Below are 20926 nucleotides of genomic sequence, written 5' to 3'. Positions count from 1 at the left end.
TGACAGCCAGGTCGGATGCTGAATTACTTAACGGCGCCGAAACACTAACCGAATGTTCGGTCGGTCAACAAGGGCAGTACAGGTCAGTCGAACCACGGATGGCACACCGCATGGGCGCAGTTCCGGACCCGGTCCGCAGGATGTTCGAAGCCGACACGGCATCCCGGCACCTCGGCATCGAACTCGGCGATTCCGACGAGGGGTTCGCCGTCGCGACGATGACCGTCACGGAGAAGATGGTCAACGGCCACCGCATCGCCCACGGCGGCTACCTCTTCCTTCTGGCGGACACCGCGTTCGCGTGCGCCTGCAACAGCCACGGCCCGGTGACCGTCGCCTCCGGCGCAGAGATCAACTTCATCGCGCCGGCCAAGCAGGGGGACGAGCTGCGGGCGGTGGCCAGGGAGCGCACCAGGTACGGCCGCAGTGGCATCTACGACGTCAGCATTGTGCGCGGCGCCGACGTCATCGCGGAGTTCCGCGGGCGCAGCCGTGCGCTCCGAGGCGTGGAGGAGAAATGAGCAGCACGCAGGCGGGGGAATCGGTGCTCGTGCAGCGGACACCCGGACCTCCGCTCCCCCCCGAACTCCTCGACGACGGCGAGCGGTTGACCGCCGAGGGGCTCGCAAGCCTCCAACGCGAGCGACTCACCGGCGTGTTGCGACGTGTCTACGACCATGTCCCCCACTACCGCGCGAAGTTCGACGCCGCAGGTGTGCGCCCCGAGGACTTCGCCACCCCCGCCGATCTCGCCCGCTTCCCCTTCACCACCAAAGCCGACCTGCGCAGCAACTACCCGTTCGGCATGTTCGCCGTCCCCGGCGAGGACGTCCGCAGGCTCCACGCCTCCAGCGGTACGACGGGCGTGCCCACCGTCGTCGGCTACACCGAGAAGGACCTCTCCGACTGGGCCGACGTCATGGCCCGCTCGATCCGCGCAGCGGGCGGACGCCCCGGGCACAAGGTCCACATCTCGTACGGCTACGGCCTCTTCACCGGCGGCCTCGGCGCGCACTACGGCGCCGAGCGCGCGGGCTGCACCGTCATCCCGGCGTCCGGGGGGATGACGGCGCGGCAGGTGCAGATCATCACGGACTTCGAGCCCGAGATCATCATGGTCACCCCCTCCTACATGCTCACCCTCCTCGACGAGTTCGAGCGCCAGGGCATCGACCCGCGGAGCACCTCGCTGCGGGTCGGCATCTTCGGCGCCGAGCCGTGGACGGAGGGCATGCGCGCGGAGATGGAGGAGCGGCTCGACATCCACGCCGTGGACATCTACGGACTCTCCGAACTCGCGGGCCCCGGTGTCGCGCAGGAGTGCGTGGAGACCAAGGACGGACTCCACGTCTGGGAGGACCACTTCTTCCCCGAGGTCGTCGACCCGATCACGGGTGAGCCCCTCCCCGACGGCGAGGAGGGCGAGTTGGTCTTCACCTCGCTCACCAAGCAGGCGATGCCCGTGATCCGCTACCGCACCCGCGACCTCACGCGGCTGCTGCCGGGAACGGCCCGAAAGCCCTTCCGCAGGGTGCAGAAGGTCACGGGGCGCAGCGACGACATGATCATCCTGCGCGGCGTCAACCTCTTCCCCAGCCAGGTCGAGGAGATACTCCTGCGGACCCCGGCCGTGGCGCCCCACTTCCAACTGCGGCTCAGCAGTCGGGGGCGCATGGACCACCTCACGGTGCGCGTCGAGGCCCGCCGCGACGCCTCCACGGCCGACCGGGAGGCGGCGACGGCCGCCATAGTCAAGGGGGTCAAGGAGGGTGCAGGGGTGAGCGTCCAGGTGGACGTCGTCGACCCGGAGACGTTGGAGCGGTCGGTCGGCAAGATCAAGCGCATCGTGGACGAGCGCGAGGGGCGCTGAGCCCGCAGCGGTGACGTGCGGCCCCGTCCCGGGGTGTTCGGGGCGGGGTGTTCGGCTGAACAAGTCCCGCTTCACAGTGGGTGGTTGGGAGCTGCTGTCGGTCCGCGGCGGGCTTGTCAGGGCAGACGTGTCCGACGCCTTCGGCGCGTCGAAGCGGGGTCGTCGACGAGGTGCTCCCGCGAGCGCGGTCACGGGCACGTGCGTTCGCTTCGTCGCAGTGAGTGGGCGACCTCCGGGTCTCGCTCGGTGAGTCAACCTTCAGTGAACGGGGTGCCGTTGCGGACGGTGGGTGAGGCGGGCCGCTCGATCGGTCGGTCCTCCGTCAAGCCTCGAGCCTCGGTGCTCGCCGCGGACGGTGTCACGGCGCGTCGTCGGAATGTGCCCGCAGCCGGCGGCGAACCAGCCTGCTCCGGCCGTGGGTTCGCCGCCCGGTCCGCAGCGACCGCGCCCCTCCCGGCGGATGCCCCGCCGGTCCTCGGCCCCGAGCGGCGCGCAAACCCCAACGCCCTTGCAAGGAAGCGGGACCTGGCAGCACGTTCGTGACTACTCAGGGCGTGTGATCCACTACGGTGCGTCCGTCGAAAACGCACTACCGCAAGGAGCCGCCGCGTGAGCCGCTTCCACCCCGTCCGCTCCGTACTCACCGCGCTCGCCGCTCTGGCGGCCGCGAGCACGGTCCTCGCCGCCCCCGCGGCCCACGCCGACGACCAACTCCCGCTGCCGCCCCAGCGCCTCACGCACGCGGGGCAGCAACTCGCCCCCGCGGGCGTACCGCACGGGCTGTGCACCGGCCGTTTCCTCGGGGACGCGCGGCTGGGCCCCGAGCGTCTGCCCGCTGCGTGGCAGCGCCCCGTCGGCCCGCTCCTCGACGGATACGACCGCACGGGCGGCCTCGCACCCGCCGACTTCCTGCGGAAGTACTGGGAGGGCCCGGCCGACGGCGGCGGCTGGAAGTACCCGCCGAACGACGGGTTCGCCGAGGTCAATGGCGAGGTGGACCGCCACAGGGTGGCGCTGCGCCCGGGTGCCCTACTCGACCGCTTCGGCTCGGAGTTCGGCGGCTTCCTCGCGCCCGCGGGCGACCCGTACGCGAAGCGGGCGCTGCCCCCGCAGAGCCTCAACACCCGTGACGACAACCGGCCTTGCGACTACCGCGTCTATCGTGTCGTGCGGTCCTTCGCCGTCTGGCAGGGCGGCATCGCCCCGTGGTTCGAGCAGCCGGGAGGCGGACAACAGATCAAGCTCGACGCCGCCCTCCTCGACCCGGGGGAGGGCGAGCGGCTCAACGTCAAGTGGCTGCTTGAGCACGGGTACCTCGTTGAGGTGAATCGATCCGGAGGGAACCCCTGAACCGTGGATCGCACGGACTTGCGCGCCGCCCTCAGCGCCGTCGGCGTTCCGGACGGCTACTACGTCATCGAGGGCGTCCACCAACCGACGCCCACACCACCGGACTTCCTCTACCTGAGGCGCGGCGACGACGGGAGGTGGGAGACGGGCGTCTACGAGCGGGGCCTGCACCACCCGGTCACCCGGCACAGGACCGAGCACGAGGCATGCGTCCACTTGCTGAGGCTGCTGAAGTGACGGGTGCCCGTCGAAAGTGCCGGAGACGGCCGTTACCCGCCCCTGCTCGCTCGAACGAGTGGTGTGCGGCGTGGTGAACGACCGGACGACACAGGTGCGTTGAGGATGTGCGACGGCGCCTCTGCCCTCCGGGGCGGCAGGCGCGGCCCCTCGCCGCCGACCGTGCCCTGCCCGCGGCGGCCGACGTCTCTCCACCCTCGGAGGTCCCGTGTCCCGAAGCCGCCCGCCGGCCGGCCCCACCACCTGCCCCGCCACCGTGCCCCGCAGGGCCGTGCTCCTGCGCCGTGCCGGCGCCTTGGCCGCGGCCGGCATCGTGCTCGCCTCGGTGCCCGCAGCGGCGGCGCCCGGGCGGTTCGTGCCGATGCCCGAGGAGAAGGCCAAGGAGCAGCGCGCCGACGCAACCGCCGCAACGGCGGCCCGACTTGAAAACCTCAAGGGCGACGAGGCCGGACTGCGCAGGTTCCTCGAAGGGCTGCCGAAGGGCGGTGACCTCCACAACCACCTCTCGGGCGCCGTCCCGACCGAGGCGCTCGTCGCCCTCGCCGCCAAGCGCGGACTGTGCATCGAGACCGCCACCCACAAGGCCGTCAAGGCCCCGTGCGGCGAAGGGACCCGTCCCGCTCAGGACGCCGTCGACGACGCGGAGTTCCGCCGGGCGACGATCGCCGCGTGGTCGATGGAGGAGTACCAGAACTCGGCAGGTGCCACCGAGCGCAAGCTCGACGAGAGCGGCCACGACCACTTCTTCGCCACCTTCGACAAGTTCGGCGCCGTCACCCACGAGCATCGGGGCGAACTCCTCGCCGAGGTGGCGAAGGTGGCCGCAGGAGAGAACCAACGGTACCTGGAGACCATGTTCTTCCCCGCCGGGTCCGCGATCGCGGACGTCCTCTCGCACGCCCGCTGGAACGACGATCTTCAGGCGATGCGCCGGCAGTTGCTCGCCGCCCCCGCCATGGACACCTTTGTGCGCCAGGCCCGGCAGAACACCGACAGCGAGCTCGACGAGTACCGCTCGACCCTCGGCTGCGGGACGTCCAAGGCGCACCGGGCGTGTGCCACCCAGCTCCGCTTCCTCGTCCAGGTCGGGCGGGCCGCGGAACCGACGGCCGTCTTCGCGCGGCTGCTCGCCGGCTTCGAACTCGCCAAGCAGGACGGCAGGTTCGTCGGCGTGAACCTCGCCCAGGCCGAGGACTCGCCGGTGGCCCTGCGCGACTACCGGCTCCAGATGCGCATGGTGGGCGCGCTGCGGAAGCACTACCCAGGCGTCCATGTCGCGCTGCATGCGGGCGAGTTGACGCCGGGACTCGTCAAGCCCGAGGACCTGCGCTTCCACATCGACGACGCGGTGCGCACGGCGGGAGCCGAACGCATCGGGCACGGTGTGGACCTCGTCCACGAGGACGACCACAGGCAACTGCTCAAGCGGATGGCCGCGCGCCACGTCGCGCTGGAGTCACCGCTCACCAGCAACTGCCAGATCCTCGGCGTCTGCGGCGCCGAGCACCCGATCCGCCGCTACCTCGACGCGCGAGTGCCCGTCGTCCTCTCCACCGACGACCCCGGTGTCTCGCGGATCGACCTGACCCACGAGTACGTTCGCGCCGCCGTCGAACACGGCTTCACCTACCGCGAGTTGCGCACCTCGACGCGCGCCTCCCTGGAGCACTCGTTCCTGCCGGGGGCGAGCCTGTGGCGCGCGCGGGACGACTACCGCCCCGCGCGGGTCTGCGCCGGCAGCATGCTCAACGGCGGTGCCCCGTCGGCCGGTTGCCGGGAGCTGCTCGCCTCCAGCCCGAAGGCGAAGGCGCAGTGGGACCACGAGGTGGCGCTCGCCGGCTTCGAGGAGCGGATCGCGCGCTCCTGAGGTCGCGGCCCGCAAAGTGAACTGCCGCGTGGAAACCGCGCGTTGAGAGTCGGGCTTGTACGGGGTCCGTCTCGTGCCGTGCCGCGTGCACGGCACGAGACGGACAGGCGTGTGCCCGCGACCGTGCAGCCTCAGCAGCCGCCGCAGTTGTGGTACGTGACGTCCCAGTGGTTGCCCTCGCGGTAATAGACGTTCCCGCTGCCGGACTCCCACTTGGAGCCGCCGATGGAGGTGAAGGTGCCCGTGATGTAGTTCTCGAGGCAGTTGCTCAGGCTGAAGTCGACCTTGTAGCCGTTCCAGTGGCTGTAGGTGCCGTCTGCGTGCCCCGTCTCCGTGCCGCCCGTGAGGTTGATGGAGCAGCCGCTCGCGCTCTTGAGCGTGATCACGCCGTCCACCGTCGCGGAGTTGACCTGGTCGAACGAGGTGCACGTCGAGGTGTTCCGGTCGGAGCAGCCACCGCTGGAGCTCCAGGTGATGCCTGCTGCCTCGAACTTGGAGGTCGCCTGCGAGTGGCTGAGCTTGGCGAGCGTGCCAGGGGACTCGGGGGCCGGCGCCGCGTACGCCGTCGTGCCGCCGAGGCCGAGTGCGAGAGCGGTGACCGCGCCTGCCGCGCCGAGTGCCAGACGTCTTCTCATGTGGGGGGTCCTCTCGTCTTCGGGGCGGACCACCGGGTCCGCCCGTGGCGAAGCCATGACAATAACCTCCGACGGTCTACCCCGTCTCTCCCCGTGTATCTCGCCCTGCGCGGGGGCGAATTCGACGTGCCTTCCCGCGGGGCGGTCGCCGATCGCGGTGGTCGGCCGGGGTCTTGGCGGCTGAGGGCATTGCCCGGCGACGGCGCTCGGTGCGAGGGGTCGACAGGCGGGTGCGACGAGACGCATGTGCCAGGGGGTTAACCTTATTAATCTTGCAGATGCGAACTCTTTCGCCGTAGATTGGCGCACATGCAGTCCTACACGATCGGCCAGGCCGCGCGGCTGCTCGGCGTCAGCAGCGACACCGCACGGCGCTGGGCCGACGCGGGAAGGCTCGCCACTCGGCGCGACGACGCGGGCAAGCGCGTCGTCGACGGGCGGGATCTCGCGGAGTTCGCCACCGAGTCGGCGCAGAACGACGCCGAGGAGGAGTCCTTCACCTCGGTCCGGAACGCCTTCCCCGGCATCGTCACCGCCGTACGGCTGGGAGACGTCTCCGCCCAGGTGGAGATCCAGGCGGGCCCCCACCGCCTCGTGTCGCTCGTGACCCGCGAGTCGGTCGAGGAGCTGGGCCTGGAGGTGGGGATGCAGGCCACCGCCCGCGTGAAGGCGACCAACGTGCACGTCGACCGCGCCTGACCCGGCGCGGGCGTGCGCCGGCGCGAGGCACTCGGACCGCGCCGAGTCGCGTGCCACGGCGCCCAGTCCGTACCCGACCGCCTCGTCCAGGAGGAGCCCCGATGCCCGCCCCCCGCCGTGCCGTACGCACCACCGTCGCACTCTCCGCCGCCGCCCTGCTCACCCCGCTCGCCGCCTGCGGGAGCGGCGACGACGAGACGGACTCCGCCTCCTCCGGGGGCGGGACCCTCACCGTGCTCGCCGCCGCCTCCCTCACCGACGTCTTCAAGGAGGCCGGCGCCGTGTACGAGAAGGCCCACCCGGGCTGGAAGGTGCGGTTCTCCTTCGCCGGCTCCCAGGAGCTGGCCTCCCAGGTGAAACAGGGCGCACCGGCCGACGTCGTGGTGACCGCCGACACCGAGACGATGGAGGGGCTGGAGGACGAGACGGCGAAGCCCTCCGTCATCGCGAAGAACCGCCTGGTGATCGCCGTACGCAAGGGCAACCCGCAGGATGTCGGGGAGCTGGGCGACCTCGCCGAGGAGCGGCTCAAGGTGGTGCTCGCCGCCCCCGAGGTGCCCGTCGGCCGGTACAGCCGGGAGGTCCTCGACGCGCAGGACCTCCAAGTGAAGCCGGTCTCGCAGGAGTCGGACGTCCGCGCCGTTCTCAGCAAGGTCCGCCTCGGCGAGGCCGACGCGGGCATCGTCTACAAGACGGACGCGGCGACGGTACCGGAGAAGGTCTCCGCGATCGAGATCCCCGACGAGGAGAACGCCGTCGCCGACTACCCGGCCGCCGTGCTCGACAAGCCGCAACACAAGGCCGAAGCACAGGAGTTCGTGAAGTGGTTGGGCGGCGCGAAGGCGCAGGGGCTGCTGCGGGAAGCGGGCTTCCAGAAGCCGTGACACCGATACCAGCACGCCCGATGGCCCGAGGGGGCCGCTCCGCATGAGGCGCTTCCTGGCGCGTACGCCCTTCACGCTGGTGCTCCCCGCCGCGCTCGCCGTCGTCTTCCTGCTCCTTCCGCTTCTCGGCATCCTCGCGCGCACCCACTGGTCCCGGCTCGCCGAGCACCTGACGAGTGCGGAGTCCCTGGAGGCGCTGCGGCTCTCCGTCGTCGTCTCCGCCTGGGCGCTGGGCCTCTCGCTGGTGCTCGGTGTGCCGCTGGCGTGGCTGCTGGCCCGTGTCGAGTTCCGCGGCAAGGCGCTGGTGCGGTCGCTCGTACTGCTGCCGATGGTGCTGCCCCCGACCGTCGGGGGAGTGGCGCTGCTGCTGGGGTTCGGGCGGCGCGGGCTCGTCGGGCCGCTGCTGGAGGAGACGTTCGGGGTGGTGCTGCCGTTCCATACCTCGGGCGCGGTGGTGGCCGCGACCTTCGTCTCGATGCCGTTCCTCGTGATCAGTCTGGAGGGCGCGCTGAACGGGCTGAGCCCGCGCTACGAGGAGACGGCCGCTTCGCTCGGCGCCTCGCCCGTACGGGTCTTCGCCACCGTCACGCTCCCCATGGTCGCGCCGGGGCTCGCTGCGGGCGCCGCTCTCACCTGGGCGCGCGCGCTGGGGGAGTTCGGCGCGACGATCACCTTCGCGGGGAACCTCCCCGAGACGACGCAGACCCTGCCGCTCCGCGTCTACCTGCTCCTCCAGGAGGACCCGGAGGCGGCGACCTCCGTCTCGCTGCTGCTGCTCGTGGTCGCCATGGCGGTGCTCGTGCTGCTGCGAGGACGGTGGCTCCAGGGGGCGGGCGGCGACAGGAGGCTGCGTGCCGCGACGGAGGGCGCGGAGGAGGACGTACCGGACGAGGCGCTACCCGAGAAGTCCGCCGGGTCTGGGCGGAGTTGGCCCTTCCGGGCGGACGTGACGGGGTTCACCGAGGTGGCGTTGGACGTCGCGCCCGGTACGACGGTCGCCGTCGTCGGGCCCAACGGGGCCGGCAAGACGACGCTGCTCCGCGCACTCCTGGGGCTCACCACACGCTCCCGCGCCCGGATCGGCCTCGGCCCGGACGAGGTGGGCGACGCGCCTCCGCACCGGCGGGGGATCGCGTGGGTGCCGCAGGACGGTGCGCTCTTTCCGCATCAGTCGGCGCTCGCCAACACCGCGTACGGCTTGCGGGCTCAAGGCGTGCGCCGGCGCGACGCTCACGAGGAGGCGTACGGCTGGCTCCAGCAGCTCGGTGTCGGGCACTTGGCGGCGCGGAAGCCGGCGCAGCTCTCGGGCGGGCAGGCGCAGCGCGTCGCACTGGCGCGCGCCCTCGCGTCGCGCCCGCGGCTCCTCCTCCTCGACGAGCCGCTCGCCGCGCTCGACCAGACGACGAGAGCGCGCGTGCGCCACACGCTCCGCCGTCACCTCGGCGGTTTCGGCGGCGTCTGCCTGCTGGTGACCCACGACCCGGTGGAGGCCGTATCGCTCGCCGACCGCATCCTGGTGCTGGAGGACGGCCGCCCGGTCCAGCACGACGTGCCCGCCGAGGTGAGCCGCCACCCGCGCTCCCCTTGGGTCGCGCGGATGCTCGGCCGCAACGCGTGGCCGGGAGCGACCACCCCGCAGGGCGTGGAACTGGCCGGCGGCGCATGCCTGTCGGCCTCCGAACCGCTGCCGGAAGGCGGGCGGGCGCTCGCCGTCGTGGGGCCCGAAGCCGTTTCGCTCCACCGAACGCGGCCCGGCGGCAGCCCGCGGAACGTCTGGGCCGGCACCGTACGGGAAGTCACCGCGGCGGGCAGCAGACTCCGCGTGCTCGTCGCCACCGACAGGGGGCCGGACGTCGTCGCCGAGGTGACACCGCAGGCGGCGGCGGAGCTCGAACTCGGCGACGGAGTACGGGTGTACGCCGCGGTGAAGGCGACCGAGGTCCGACTCGTGGAGCTGTGAGCCCTGCCGGTCGGCCGATGTTCGCCCGGTCGCGGAGTATTCGGTCGTTGTCCCGTCGCGGGCTGTATAAGGTCGGCGGAATGACGACACGGCTGGTTCAGATCGCGATGGATGCTCGGAACGATGCCGCGCTCGGCCGGTTCTGGGCGGAGGCGCTCGGCTGGGGCGCCGAGGTCGAGGAACCGGGTGTGGTGACCAACCTCGAACCCGAGGGCTTCGTCTACCCCGATCCCGCCGCCGTCTGCATCGACGTCATCACCGTTCCGGAACCCAAGACAGTGAAGAACCGTGTGCACATCGACCTCGCCACCACCTCTGCGGCCCATGGCGCAGAGGTGGTCGCCCGCCTGAGGCAACTCGGCGCCACGCCCGTCGACATCGGCCAGGGCGACGTCCCGTGGACGGTGCTGGCCGACCCGGAAGGCAACGAGTTCTGTGTGGCGGAGCCCCGTGAGCTCTACCGCGACACCGGGCCGATCGCCGCGGTCGTGACCGACTGCGCCGATCCGCGGGCCATGGCCCGGTTCTGGGAGGAGGCGATGGACTGGGAGCTGCACGAGGTCAGCGACGACCATGCGATGCTGCGCTCTGCCAAGGGCGTCGGCCCCTACCTGAAGCTGGTGCGCACGCCCGACGCCAAGACCGTGAAGAACCGCGTCCATCTCGATCTCCGGCCGTACCCCGGCGGCGATCGAGCGGCGGAGGCGGCCAGGTTGCAGGCTCTCGGTGCCACCGCCGTCGACCTGGGCCAGGGCGACGACGTGCCGTGGACGTGCCTCGCCGACCCGGAGGGCAACGAGTTCGACGTCCTCTCTCCGGCCTGACGCACAGCCCCGCCGATCCGGTACGCCAGTGCTCCGCGTGCCCTCAACTCCGCGCTCGAAGCGCGCGTCACAGCCCGGCGGCCGGGGAGCTCGGGCACGCGTCGGCACGGAGCGGGCGGCATCCCCGGGACGGGTACACGGCCGGCCGCTCGCGGTTCGAACCCTCCGCCGGACCCGCCGTGTCGACCGCCTACGGCTTCGACCACACCGGCTCGACGCCGACCGCGCGGCACGCGGCGATGTAGAGCAGCAGCGGGTGGGTGTAGGGGACGGTGTCCTTCGGCAGGTGGAGCAGCCGCGGAAGGTCGCCGTCGCCGCGCTCGGGGGCGATGAGCGCGCCGACCGAGTAGTCGGCGACGGGCCGCCAGTCGAGGCCTATCTCGGCCTGTGCGGGGACGAGCCACCACCACGTGCTGCGTTGGGCGTAGATGCATCCGACGCGCGGGAGGCTGCGCCTGATGCGTTCGCCGTAGACGGCGTCGACGCCGACGGCGTCGTGACCGAGCGGGGCGTTGAGGCCCTGCGGGACCGGTAGGCGCAGCGGCGCGGGTTCGGTGCCGGCGCGGGCGCAGCGGCTTGCGCGCTCTTTGGAGAGCCGGGCGAGCAGGTCGAGCGGAAGTGTGTTCATCGACAACGTGCTTCTGCCGGAGGGCGGTTGACGGGATGCGCGGGCGACGCGGCGGCTGCCGCCGGGCCTCCCGTGCGGAGAGCTGGGCGCTTCACGGGCGGTCCCCGGGGCGTGTCAGGTGGGCCCACACCGACCACCCACGTTCCTGGCCGCCGTCCTCTATCCCCCACGCCGTGCTGAGCGCCTCGACGAGCATCAACCCGCGTCCGTGCTCCTCCTCCGGCGCGAGGCGTCCCGGTTCGGGCGCGCCGCAGCCCTGCCCGCCGCAGACCCGCACCTGGAGCCGCTGCCGCTGCCGGTCGTCGACGAGTTCGCAGAGCACGGTCGAACAGGCACTGTGCACAACGGCGTTGGTGAAGAGCTCGGAGAGTATGAGCGCGGCGTTGTCCCTCGTCTCCTCCTGGACGGACCACGCCGCGAGGCGACTTAACGTACGGTGCCGCGCCTCGGCGACGGAGGAGGCACAGGAGGGGAGTTCGAACGCCTCACGGCGCTGCTCCGCGTGCATGTCGGCCTGCTGGCCGGCCGGCACGGCGGTGCTGCCGGAGTGGGGAAGCATGGTGTAACCGGGTGCCACGGCCGCAGGTCCTAACGGTGGGAGTGCCGGGGGCGGAGCGGGCTCGGACCGCACCGCAGTGGAGACGGTGGGGGCCGTCCGCACCACGTCACTATCCCTGCGGTCAGGTTCAGTTGGCAAGACCCACTGTGAAATTTTCAGAGTTACAGGTGCAGGGTGTTCGGTTCTCTGAGCCACGTGGCACACTGCCGACATGAGCACGACGCAAGCGCCGCGGGAGGTCCCGGGTGAGTGAGCCCAGGTCCGCCCCTACGGTCGGCCAACTCGTCCTCGGTAAAAGGCTTCAGCAGCTACGCGAGCGCGCCGGGCTGAAGCGGGAGGACGCCGCCCGGGTGCTCCACGTGGCCCCGGCGACCGTGCGGCGCATGGAGACGGCGGAAGTCTCGCTCAAGATTCCGTATGTCAAGGCGCTTCTGGAGACGTACGGCGTCCAAGACCCCGCCGACATCGAGGGGTTCGTCAGCCTCACCCAGGAGGCGAACCGACCGGGCTGGTGGCAGCGGTTCCACGACGTGCTCCCCGGCTGGTTCAGCGTCCACGTCAGCCTGGAGGGTGCGGCGAGCCTGCTCCGCGCCTACGAACCGCACTTCGTCCCCGGTCTGCTCCAGACCGAGGACTACGCCCGCGCCGTGCTGCGCAGCGGAGCCGTCGGCCAGACGAAGCCGGACGACATCGAACGGTACGTGGCCCCTCCGTATGGAGCGGCAGAACCTCCTCGCCGCCGACGAAGGGCCCCGGCTGTGGGTGCTGATGGACGAGACCGTGCTGCGCCGCCCTGCGGGCGGCCCCGGGGTGATGGCCGCCCAGGTCGAGCGCCTGCTGGAGGCCACGGAGAACCCCCGGGTCACGTTGCAGATAGCCGAGTTCGAAGCGGGGCACCACCCCGGGACGTACGGGCCGTTCGTCCTCTTCCGCTTCGAACTGCCCGAACTCCCCGACATGGTGTACGTGGAGTACCTGACCGGTGCCGTCTACCTGGAGGAGCGCTCCGAAGTCGCATCCCACCTGGAAGTCCTGGACCGCATGTCGACCCAGGCTGCAACAGCACGACGCACAAGGGAAATCCTGGAGGATTTCCGCAAGGAGCTCTAATGGACGGCATATACAACGGCATGTGCGCCCGCGACCTCGGCAACGAGGGCTGGCGCAAGCCGTGGAGCGGCGGCAACGGCGGCAACTGCGTGGAGGCTATGAAGCTGCACGACGGCCGCGTCGCCCTGCGCCAGTCAACCGATCCCGAAGGCCCCGCCCTGATCTACACCCACGGTGAGATCACTGCCTTTCTCCAGGGAGCCAAGTCCGGTGAGGCGGACTTCCTGATCTCCTGAAGCGCCCCCGGGCGTCCGGCTGCCTCCCGGGCGCCCGGACCTGCGACCGCACCTCGCGGCCACCTACCCCATGAGCTCTCCAGACCCCGCCCCCTGCGGGGAGCACACCACCGGAGCGATGCATGACCGCACAGGACGGGCGCGACGACCCCGCGGCCGCGCAGCGTGAGGACCGCCCCACAGCCGCCGACTACACCATCGACACCAGCCGCCCGCACCCCGCGCGCGTCTACGACTGGCTCCTCGGCGGCCGCAGCAACCACCCGGCCGACGAGGAACTCGCACGCCGCATGGTCGCGATCGATCCCCGGGTCGTCTCCAGCGTCCGGCTCAACCGCGCCTTCATGCACCGCGCCGTCCGCTGGGCCGTCGGCAACGGGGCGCACCAGTTCCTCGACCTCGGCACCGGCATCCCGACCGAGCCCAACCTCCACCAGATCGCCCAGCGTGCCGAGCCGGCGAGCCGCGTCGTCTACGCGGACAACGACCCCATCGTCCTCGCGCACGCCGCGACGCTCCTGCGGAGCAGCCCCGAGGGCGTCACCGAGTACCTCCAGGCCGACGTCAGGGAGCCGGGGCTGATCCTCTCCCAGGCGCGGGAGTTCCTCGACTTCTCCCAACCCGTGGCGCTCTCCCTCCTCGCCTGCCTCCACTTCGTCCCCGACGAGGACGGCGCCCACGAACTCGTCGCCAGGTACCGCGAGGCCCTCGCGCCCGGCAGCCTCCTAGTCCTCTCCCACGGAACCGGCGACTTCGCCCCCGAGGGCGCCGAGCGCGCGCGGGACCACTACGGCGAGGGCGGCATCCGCCTCGCTCTGCGCAGCCGCGCCGAAATCCTCCGCTTCTTCGCCGGGACGGAGCTCGTGGAACCCGGGCTCGTCTCCGATCCGGCATCCTGGCGCCCCGAGTTGGGGGAACCGGCCGGGACGGAGAAGGTCGCGGAGCACGGCTACGTCGGCGTCGCGCGCAAGCTCTGACCCGTCACCTCCGCAGGTAGTGGCCGGCCTCCCCGCCGCAGGGCGCCCCCTCCCGGGCGGCGAGCGCGGCGACGGCCTGCTGCGCCGTGGCGACGTCGGCCGCGGCCCCCTCGGCTCCGGTGCGCGGCGGTACCCCGTCGACGGCCATCGCATGGAAGGCGACCAACTCTTCCTCGAACGCCTCCGCGACGGAGCGGAACTCGGCTCGGTGCTCCCCGCCACCCACCGCGGAGGTCTCCGTCAGCACCGTCGGCGCGTTCATCAAGTACGGGCTGGGGAAGGCGAGTTCGAGCGAGCCCTGCTCGTGATGGACGCGGACGGTCTCGCGGTAGGCGGCGTGCTCGGGGAGGAAGTGCCAGCGCACCGCGTACCGTCCGCCGCTGGGGAGGCGGCCGTCGAGCGCGAGTGAGCCGGTGGCCTCGCCCTCGTCGGCCCAGGTGGCGGCGAAGTCGACGCCCTCAGGGGGGCCGTCGATCTGCCGGAGCAACGAAAGCTCGTGGCAGACCGAGGAGTTGACGATGGCGTAGAGGGCACGCATCCGCTCGGACGCCAGGGGGCCGAGCGCCTCCTCGACGAGCGAGTCGTCCCGGCTGCGGAGCGCGTCCAACTCGCCGTCGGGGACGTCTCCGCCGGTGCGCGGCAGCCGTGCGAACGCCAACTGGGCGCCGCTCGTGGGGTGCAGGACGCACACCTCGACCGAGCGCACGGCGCCGGGACCGCCCGCGTCCTTGAGCACCTCGTTCAGGCGCACGGCCGCCGGGTCGTACTGCTTCATGTAGCCCACCATGAGCCGGGGCCCTTCCCCTGCCGCCCGCTCGGCGGAGGCGACCTCGCGCACTTCGGCCCTGGTGAAGGCGAGGGGCTTCTCGCAGAGCACCGGGTACCCGGCCCGCAGCGCCGATGCGGCGTCCGCGCCGTGCGAGCCGGAGGTGAGCAGGATCAGCGCATCGAAGCCTCCGGCGGCGAGGAGTTGGGCGAGCGAGGTGTGGCGCTTGCCGGGTGGTACGCCGTGGCGGGTGCCGACGTCGTCGAGCGCGCTCCGGGAGAGGTCGCAGAGCGCGGAGACCTGGAAGAGGTCCCGCCGGCGCTCCAGCAGCGGCAGGTGCGCGGTGCGCGCGACGGCGCCGAGTCCGGCGACGGCCACGCGCAGCCGGGGGCGGCGCGGCCCCGCTGAGGAGTCGGAGGGGGAGGGCGAGGCGGCAGGGTGCGGCATGCGGCGGTCCTTCCTGCTCCGGCCCGCGTCGGGGCCTGACTGGCTCTCCAGGGTGCGTCAGCCGGGGATTGTTGATCAAGGGGTGGCCGCTGGGAGTCCGATCGGCTCGGGACGCGCCCCGCCCGACGACGTGCGTACGTGCTCACCGTGGCGTGACCAACGCCGCCGGCCCGTACGGGAGTTGCCCGCCGCACGAGCGCGACCGCCGTGCTCACCCGCAGAGCGCCACCGTCTCGCAGTCGTACCGCTCCAGCCGGTGGAGCCCTTCGCCCGCGGGGAACACCGCGTGCCGCTGGCGGACGACGGTGCGCTCTCCGTCAGGGCGCACGAGGACGGTGTTCTCGGCGTCGAGCGCGGTCAACTCCTCGCCGTCGCGCAGGAGAAGAGGTCCGGCGAGGTCCGGGCTGACCGCCGTCCGGCCTGCCGCAAGCGCCGCAAGCAGTGCCTCGGGGGTGTTCTCCTCGGCGAGTACCCAGGTCGTCGGCTGCCCGGGAGGGCGGCCCTCCTCGGGGCGGTGGAAGTCGCTGCCGCCCAGCGGCACGAGCGCCTCTCCGTCGAGCCAGGCGTCCGCCCACGCCAGCGGTGCCCCGTGCCGCCTGTCGAACCAGCTGTGGTGCCACACCTCGGCGTGGCGCGGCCTGCGTCCGGTGAACGGCAGCTCCCAGGCGCAGTCGGCGGCGAGCGGATGGTTGACGGAGAGAACGCCGCCCGCGGACTCCGCGTGCGCGAGCCAACTGCCGGCGTCCGTACGGAAGTCGACCCAGCCGATGTCCCCGAACGCGTTGGCGTGCCCGAGGTCGGTGGTGACCTCCTGCCCGGGGAGAAGCGTGACGGACTGCCGCCTGGCTGCCTCCGGCAGGTGTGCGTGGTGGCTGACCGTGTTGTGATCGGTGACGGCGAGGAAGTCGAGGCCGCGCGACGCGGCGAGCCGCGCGAGCTCGTCCACGCCGAGGGAGCCGTCGCTGTGCACGGTGTGCGCGTGCAGGTCCCCCGCGAACCAGCGTGCGCCCTCGCGCGCCGGGAGCCTCCGGCGCACCGGCCGGTCGCCGATCGGGAGCGGGTCGGGCACCTCCTCTGCGGGCGGTGCGGGGGCGCGGTGCGAGAGGTCGACGCGCACCTTGAAAGGGAGCCCGTCGGGAGGGACGCGGTGAAGCCGCAGCAATACCTGCCAGTCGCCCGCCAGTCGGCCCGGCAGGTACCCGGGGGTCGCCCACTCCTCGGTGACTGTGAACCCGTCGCGGGCCCCGCCCGACCACCCGCGGAAGGCGCCTCCCGGCCCCAGTGCACCGAGATCGAGGACGCCCGCGCCCCGCGGGTAGTCGAGGCTGACGGTCAACGCCCCTGCGTGGCGCGGTACTTCGAAGGGGAGCGGGCGGAGGACGGAAGCGGCGCGGTCCTCCATCGTCCACACTCCGGAGCGCACCACCCCCTTCATGCGGGCACCCTGCTCTCCTCGGCGCCGACGAGGACGCCGTCGCGGTAGATCAGCGCCCGGTCGCTCCGAGGCGCCGCCCAGCCCGGCTCGCCGGGCGCGGGATCGTGGTCCTCGGAGACCACGACCTGCACCGTCCTCCCTGCGCACTCCATCGTCACCAACTGCGCACTGCCGAGGTTCTCCACGACGGAGACCGTACCGGCGAGCGCGTCCGGCAGCGGCGAAGCGGACCAGCGGAGGTACTCGGGCCGGATGCCGTAGACGAACTCCCCGCCGCCTGCGGCCTGCCCCTGCGCGCCGGACGGCAGGGGGAGGCGGCAGTCGGCCGCGAGGACCGCGCCCTCGGCAAGTTCGGCCGGCAGCAGGTTCATCGGCGTCGAGCCGATGAACGAGGCGACGAAGGTGCTCGTCGGCCGCCTGAAGACCTCGGCCGGGGTGCCGACCTGCCGTATCCGGCCGTCCTCCATCACGGCGATCCGGTCGGCGAGGGCGAGGGCCTCCGCCTGGTCGTGGGTGACGAAGACGGTGGTCACGTCGAGTTCCCGCTGGAACTTCTTGAGGAAGGTGCGGGCCTCCAGACGCAGCCGCGCGTCGAGGTTGGAGAGCGGTTCGTCGAGGAGGAGGACGTCGGGCCGTGCGGCGACGGCGCGCGCAAGGGCCGCGCGCTGCTGCTGCCCGCCGGAGAGCTGCGCGGGCCGGCGCGAGGTGAGGTCTTCGAGGCCCAGCTCCGCCGCCGTCCGGGCGGCGCTCTCGCTCCGCTGGCGGCGGGCGACCTTGCGCAGCTTCAGCGGGTAGGCGATGTTCTCCTCGACCGTCATGTGGGGAAAGAGGGCGTAGTCCTGGAAGACCATGGCGAGTCCGCGCTCGCCCGGAGGCAGCGCCGTCACGTCGCGGTCGCCGACGCTCACGCTGCCCGCGTCCGGGGTCTCGAGTCCCGCGATGGTGCGCAGCAGCGTCGACTTGCCGCACCCCGAAGGGCCGAGCAGCGCGAAGAACTCCCCTTCTGCCACGTGGAGTTCGAGCGCGTCGAGAGCACGGACGCCCCCGGGGTAGACCTTGCCGAGCCGGCTGAGTGCGATGTCGGGCATCAGGCCTTGATCCCTCCGTGGAAGCGGAATCCGTACCGGCGGCTGACGAAGAGGAACATCAGCACCACCGGCAGCGAGTACAGCAGCGAGAAGGTGGAGATGAGGGCGAGGTCCGGCTGTCCGCCCTCGGTGTAGAAGGTGTACATCACCACGGCGGCCGGTGACTTGTCGGGCGAGCGCAGCAGCAGGAACGGAATGAGGAAGTTCCCCCAGACCTGCGCCACCGTCCACACGCCGACGGTTGCCAGACCCGGCCGTACCACGGGGACGACGACGTCCCGGAGGACCCGCAGCGGCGAGGCACCGAAGACGCGCGCCGACTCCTCGTAGGAGCGCGGCACGGTGTCGGTGAAGTCCTTGAGGATGAAGATCGCGGCCGGCAGCAGCCCGCCGGAGAGGACGAGGACGACGCCCGAGTACGAGTCGACGAGGCCGAGTTCGCTGGCGAGCAGGAAGACGGGGACCATCGCCGCGGTACCGGTGACGATCGACGAGAGCAGCAGCAGGAGGTAGAGCAGCCCGTCCCGCCCGGGGATGCGCACGCGGCTGAGCGCGTAGGCGGCGAGCGCCGAGAGCGTGACGACGACCACGGCGCTGCCGACCGCGAGCACCACGGACGACGCAAGGGAGTTGACGGCATGGGGGTTCTCCCACAGCCGCCGGAAGTTCTCCAGCGTGAACTCCGGCAGCGAGGCGGTGACGCGCGGGTTGCGGTCGAAGGGCGCGCTCGCCAGCCACAGCATGGGCAGCGCGAAGAAGGCGAGCGCCAGCGCGAGCAGGGTGTACCGCGCCACCCCGCGCAGCAGCGCGCCCACGGGCCGGCTCATGCGTCCACCTCCCGTTCGGCGCCCGCCTGTCGGCCGCGCGCGGGCGATGCCTCGTCGACGCGTTCCTCCTTGCGCTTGCGGCCGAGCAGGCGCAGGTACACGACGGCGACGACGAGGTTGATGAGGAGCATCAGGAACGACAGCGCGGCCCCGTAGCCGAGTTGGCCGCTGCCGAGCGCGGTCTGGTAGATGAAGACGGGGAGCGTCTCGCTGCGTCCGTCCGGTCCGCCCGCCGTGATGAGGAACGGCGTGAAGTCGTTGAACGTCCAGAGGCTGATCAGCAGCAGGTTGGTGAGGACGTGCCCGCGGATGGCGGGGAAGACGACGTCGCGAAGCTGTTGCAGCGGGCCTGCGCCGGCGAGCCTCGCCGTCTCCAGGTGCGAGCGGGGCACATTGCCGAGCGCCGCGCTGTAGAGCATCATCGAGAACGCCGTACCGCGCCAGATGTTGAAGACGATGAGCGAGAGCATCGGGTGGTCGAGGAGCCACGCCGCTCCCGGGGTGTGGAGGAGCGCGTTGAGGGTGCCGTCGTCGCGGTCGAGGTAGGCGATCCACAGGAAGGCCACCACCGAACTCGGCAGTATCCACGCCAGCATCACCAGCGACTCGAGTACCGCCCGCAGCGGGCCTGTTCGCTCGCGCATCCACCACGCGAGCGCGAACCCGCCGATCGCCTGCCCGAGCACGGCGGAGCCGACGACGAAGAGCAGCGTCAACCAGAGGGAGTTGAGGAACCCGTCGTCGCCGAGCGCGTCGGTGAGGTTGTCCACGCCGACGAACTGCGGGTCGACGGCGGGGATTCCGGTGAGACGGTAGTCGGTGGAGCCGAGGTAGAGCGTCCAGAGCGCGGGCAGCACCAGGAAGAGCGCCACGACGAGCAGCCCGGGCGCCACGAAGGCGAGCGCACGGCGTGCCCCGAGCCCCGCGGCGTCCTGCTCGCGCGGCTTGCGTGCGGCGCGCGGTGCCGTGCCCTCCTCCGGTTCAGTCGATGATCCGGTCGCTGCCACCGAGCACCTCCTGGAGCCTCCTGCCGTAGGCCGCCGCCGCCCGCTTCGGCGCCGTGCCCGACACCACCTGCGCCGTCGCTTCCTGAAGTGCCGACGAAACCTCCGTGTACGCGGCGAGCGGCGGGCGGAAGACGGTGACGGCCATCGCGTCGTCGGCGGCGAACCGGAGCATCGGATCCCGGTCGAGCACGGCGGCGTTGACGTCGTCCCGCTCGGTGATCTTGGCGGTGCCGTCGAGCTGGGCGCGCAGCGCGGCTGCCGAGTGGAGCGCGGTCAGCAGCTCGAACGCCTGCTGCGGGTGGCGCGTGTGCGGGTTGAGGACGTGCACGCCGCCGCCGGAGAGACTGACGTGGTCGCGGCCGCCGAGCGCCTCGCCAGGGGTACGTGCGGGGAAGAGGGTGTAGCCGACCTCGCGGTCGCGGTGGGGCATGGCGCTGGTGCCGGTCTTCGGTGCCACCACGTCGCGCCAGAAGTAGTCGCCCTCCGCCAGGATGCCGAGCCTGCCGTCGGCGAAGGCGGCGAAGGACTTGTCGCGTCCCTTCGCCTCCTGCTGCAACTTCGGGTCGCCGAGGCCGCCGCGGTAGACGCGCCGGTAGAAGTCGAGGACCGCGCGGAGCGCCGGGGTGTCCCCGTACCAGCGGTCGCCCTTCGCGACGGCGCCGCCCGCGCCGGTGAGCAGGGGGAGCACGCCCTGCATCGTCGTCGCCTCGCCCATCGGGGTGCCGGCGTTGATCTGGAGCGGGACGACGCCCGGGAGGCGCTTGAGGCGGCGGGCCGCATCGAGGATCTCCTCCCAACTGCGTGGCTTCCACTCCTCCGGGAGGCCGGCCCTGCGGAAGAGCGGCTTGTGGTAGAAGAGCAACCGTGCGTCGGTGCCCGCCGGTATCCCGTACAGGCGGCCCTCGAAGCGGGCGAGCGCCTGCACCCGCCGGTCGATCTGCCGCCAGCCGGGCCACTCGGTGAAGTCCCCGCCCACGACGTCGCGGAGCGGGCGTATGTACTCCGCCTCGGCGAACTCCCCGAGCCAGATGCCGTCGAGGGCCATGACGTCCGGTGCTGCGCGGGCCTTGAGGTCGAGCGCGAGCTTCGTCTTGTACTGCTCGTCGTCGACGCCGCTCGGCGCGAAGTCGACGCGCACATCCACCCCTCGGGCACGCTGTGCGCGGACGAAGCGGGGGATCACCCACTCCTCGATCCACTCCGCTTCCTCGGAGTTCTTGCCTCCGGATATCGCGTTGACCGCGACGGTCAACGCGATCCCGCCCGCATCCCTCCGCGGGTCGAGCGGCGTGCCGCACCCGGTGAGGCCGACGGCGCCCGCACCGAGCACCGCGAGTGCGGTCCGTCTGGGAACGCCTGCCATGCGGGACCCCCTCTGCCGCCGGCCGGAGCCGGGCGTGACCGTGCGGTGCAGTGGCGGAGCACACCCGGGCCGCGCGGGGCGCCCGAGCGTGACCGAAGGTTGGCATGATCCGCGGATGACGGGAAGACATGGGCCGCACATTCGCCCTGAGGGGACG

At 71.9% G+C, this 20926-nt stretch carries 20 protein-coding genes and 1 pseudogene; 12 read left to right on the top strand and 9 right to left on the bottom strand.

Annotated features, from left to right (window positions below):
* The first annotated feature begins 110 nt into the window (after nt 1–110).
* The 5 genes from paaI to F603_RS0112945 all read left to right on the top strand — a co-directional run bounded on the left by paaI (nt 111) and on the right by F603_RS0112945 (nt 5324).
* Nucleotides 111–521, top strand: a complete 411-nt coding sequence (gene paaI, locus F603_RS0112965) for a hydroxyphenylacetyl-CoA thioesterase PaaI (RefSeq protein WP_019546433.1) — start codon at nt 111–113, stop codon at nt 519–521.
* Entirely contained in the window at nt 518–1870 is a 1353-nt protein-coding gene (gene paaK, locus F603_RS0112960; protein WP_019546432.1) for a phenylacetate--CoA ligase PaaK, read from the top strand. The genes paaI and paaK overlap by 4 nt, the downstream gene beginning before the upstream one ends.
* Before the next feature lie 609 nt (nt 1871–2479).
* Complete coding sequence (locus tag F603_RS0112955) at nt 2480–3220, top strand: TNT domain-containing protein (RefSeq protein ID WP_019546431.1); 741 nt, start codon at nt 2480–2482, stop codon at nt 3218–3220.
* A gap of 3 nt (nt 3221–3223) precedes the next feature.
* On the top strand, nt 3224–3457 hold the full coding sequence (locus F603_RS0112950) for a hypothetical protein (protein WP_019546430.1): 234 nt from the start codon (nt 3224–3226) through the stop codon (nt 3455–3457).
* Nucleotides 3458–3665: 208 nt separating this feature from the next.
* The gene (locus F603_RS0112945; RefSeq protein ID WP_019546429.1) at nt 3666–5324 is read left to right on the top strand and encodes an adenosine deaminase family protein; all 1659 of its coding nucleotides are present in this window, start codon (nt 3666–3668) and stop codon (nt 5322–5324) included.
* Nucleotides 5325–5455: 131 nt separating this feature from the next.
* Here the strand turns inward: F603_RS0112945 and F603_RS0112940 are convergent, their stop codons facing one another.
* On the bottom strand, nt 5456–5959 hold the full coding sequence (locus F603_RS0112940) for a hypothetical protein (RefSeq protein ID WP_019546428.1): 504 nt from the start codon (nt 5957–5959) through the stop codon (nt 5456–5458).
* A 309-nt stretch (nt 5960–6268) separates the two neighbouring features.
* Between F603_RS0112940 and F603_RS0112935 the strand changes: the two genes are divergently transcribed.
* The 4 genes from F603_RS0112935 (at nt 6269) to F603_RS0112920 (ending at nt 10326) form a co-directional block, all read left to right on the top strand.
* Nucleotides 6269–6658: a TOBE domain-containing protein gene (locus F603_RS0112935; RefSeq protein WP_019546427.1), complete on the top strand. Its 390-nt coding sequence runs from the start codon at nt 6269–6271 to the stop codon at nt 6656–6658.
* 101 nt (nt 6659–6759) lie between these two features.
* Nucleotides 6760–7542 (top strand): molybdate ABC transporter substrate-binding protein, encoded by a 783-nt coding sequence (gene modA / locus F603_RS0112930; protein ID WP_019546426.1) that lies wholly within the window; start codon nt 6760–6762, stop codon nt 7540–7542.
* Nucleotides 7543–7585: 43 nt separating this feature from the next.
* On the top strand, nt 7586–9502 hold the full coding sequence (locus F603_RS0112925; RefSeq protein WP_019546425.1) for an ABC transporter permease: 1917 nt from the start codon (nt 7586–7588) through the stop codon (nt 9500–9502).
* Nucleotides 9503–9582: 80 nt separating this feature from the next.
* On the top strand, nt 9583–10326 hold the full coding sequence (locus F603_RS0112920) for a VOC family protein (protein WP_019546424.1): 744 nt from the start codon (nt 9583–9585) through the stop codon (nt 10324–10326).
* 190 nt (nt 10327–10516) lie between these two features.
* Here F603_RS0112920 and F603_RS0112915 read toward each other — a convergent pair whose 3' ends face one another.
* Together F603_RS0112915 and F603_RS0112910 are read right to left on the bottom strand one after the other, a co-directional pair.
* Nucleotides 10517–10954, bottom strand: a complete 438-nt coding sequence (locus tag F603_RS0112915) for a hypothetical protein (protein ID WP_019546423.1) — start codon at nt 10952–10954, stop codon at nt 10517–10519.
* Nucleotides 10955–11045: 91 nt separating this feature from the next.
* Entirely contained in the window at nt 11046–11531 is a 486-nt protein-coding gene (locus F603_RS0112910; RefSeq protein ID WP_019546422.1) for an ATP-binding protein, read from the bottom strand.
* Nucleotides 11532–11758: 227 nt separating this feature from the next.
* On the opposite strand from F603_RS0112910, the pseudogene F603_RS32025 reads away from it, so the two are divergent.
* The 3 genes and pseudogenes from F603_RS32025 to F603_RS0112895 all read left to right on the top strand — a co-directional run bounded on the left by F603_RS32025 (nt 11759) and on the right by F603_RS0112895 (nt 13836).
* Nucleotides 11759–12623: pseudogene (locus tag F603_RS32025) on the top strand (helix-turn-helix domain-containing protein).
* Nucleotides 12623–12859 carry a DUF397 domain-containing protein gene (locus tag F603_RS0112900; RefSeq protein WP_016909386.1) on the top strand — a complete coding sequence of 79 codons (237 nt, stop codon included), beginning with the start codon at nt 12623–12625 and terminating at the stop codon, nt 12857–12859. Before F603_RS32025 ends, F603_RS0112900 begins: the two are co-directional and overlap by 1 nt.
* 122 nt (nt 12860–12981) lie before the next feature.
* The gene (locus tag F603_RS0112895; protein WP_019546419.1) at nt 12982–13836 is read left to right on the top strand and encodes an SAM-dependent methyltransferase; all 855 of its coding nucleotides are present in this window, start codon (nt 12982–12984) and stop codon (nt 13834–13836) included.
* Between the two features lie 4 nt (nt 13837–13840).
* Here the strand turns inward: F603_RS0112895 and F603_RS0112890 are convergent, their stop codons facing one another.
* The 6 genes from F603_RS0112890 to F603_RS0112865 all read right to left on the bottom strand — a co-directional run bounded on the left by F603_RS0112890 (nt 13841) and on the right by F603_RS0112865 (nt 20769).
* On the bottom strand, nt 13841–15049 hold the full coding sequence (locus tag F603_RS0112890; protein ID WP_019546418.1) for a Gfo/Idh/MocA family protein: 1209 nt from the start codon (nt 15047–15049) through the stop codon (nt 13841–13843).
* A 211-nt stretch (nt 15050–15260) separates the two neighbouring features.
* Nucleotides 15261–16484 (bottom strand): CehA/McbA family metallohydrolase, encoded by a 1224-nt coding sequence (locus tag F603_RS0112885; RefSeq protein ID WP_026328374.1) that lies wholly within the window; start codon nt 16482–16484, stop codon nt 15261–15263.
* A complete protein-coding gene (locus tag F603_RS0112880; RefSeq protein ID WP_019546417.1) occupies nt 16481–17572 on the bottom strand; it encodes an ABC transporter ATP-binding protein in 1092 nt (363 codons plus the stop codon). The genes F603_RS0112885 and F603_RS0112880 overlap by 4 nt, the downstream gene beginning before the upstream one ends.
* Nucleotides 17572–18399, bottom strand: coding sequence for a carbohydrate ABC transporter permease (locus tag F603_RS0112875; protein WP_019546416.1), 828 nt, complete (start codon nt 18397–18399; stop codon nt 17572–17574). Before F603_RS0112875 ends, F603_RS0112880 begins: the two co-directional genes overlap by 1 nt.
* Nucleotides 18396–19406, bottom strand: coding sequence for a carbohydrate ABC transporter permease (locus tag F603_RS0112870; RefSeq protein WP_019546415.1), 1011 nt, complete (start codon nt 19404–19406; stop codon nt 18396–18398). Before F603_RS0112870 ends, F603_RS0112875 begins: the two co-directional genes overlap by 4 nt.
* On the bottom strand, nt 19381–20769 hold the full coding sequence (locus F603_RS0112865) for an extracellular solute-binding protein (RefSeq protein ID WP_026328373.1): 1389 nt from the start codon (nt 20767–20769) through the stop codon (nt 19381–19383). The genes F603_RS0112870 and F603_RS0112865 overlap by 26 nt, the downstream gene beginning before the upstream one ends.
* Nucleotides 20770–20926: the final 157 nt, after the last annotated feature.

This window comes from Streptomyces sulphureus DSM 40104, from assembly GCF_000381025.1.
GTDB classification, from domain to species: domain Bacteria; phylum Actinomycetota; class Actinomycetes; order Streptomycetales; family Streptomycetaceae; genus Streptomyces; species Streptomyces sulphureus.
The sequence above is the reverse complement of the archived record's forward strand: the minus strand, read 5'-3'. Positions and strand labels throughout refer to the sequence as shown.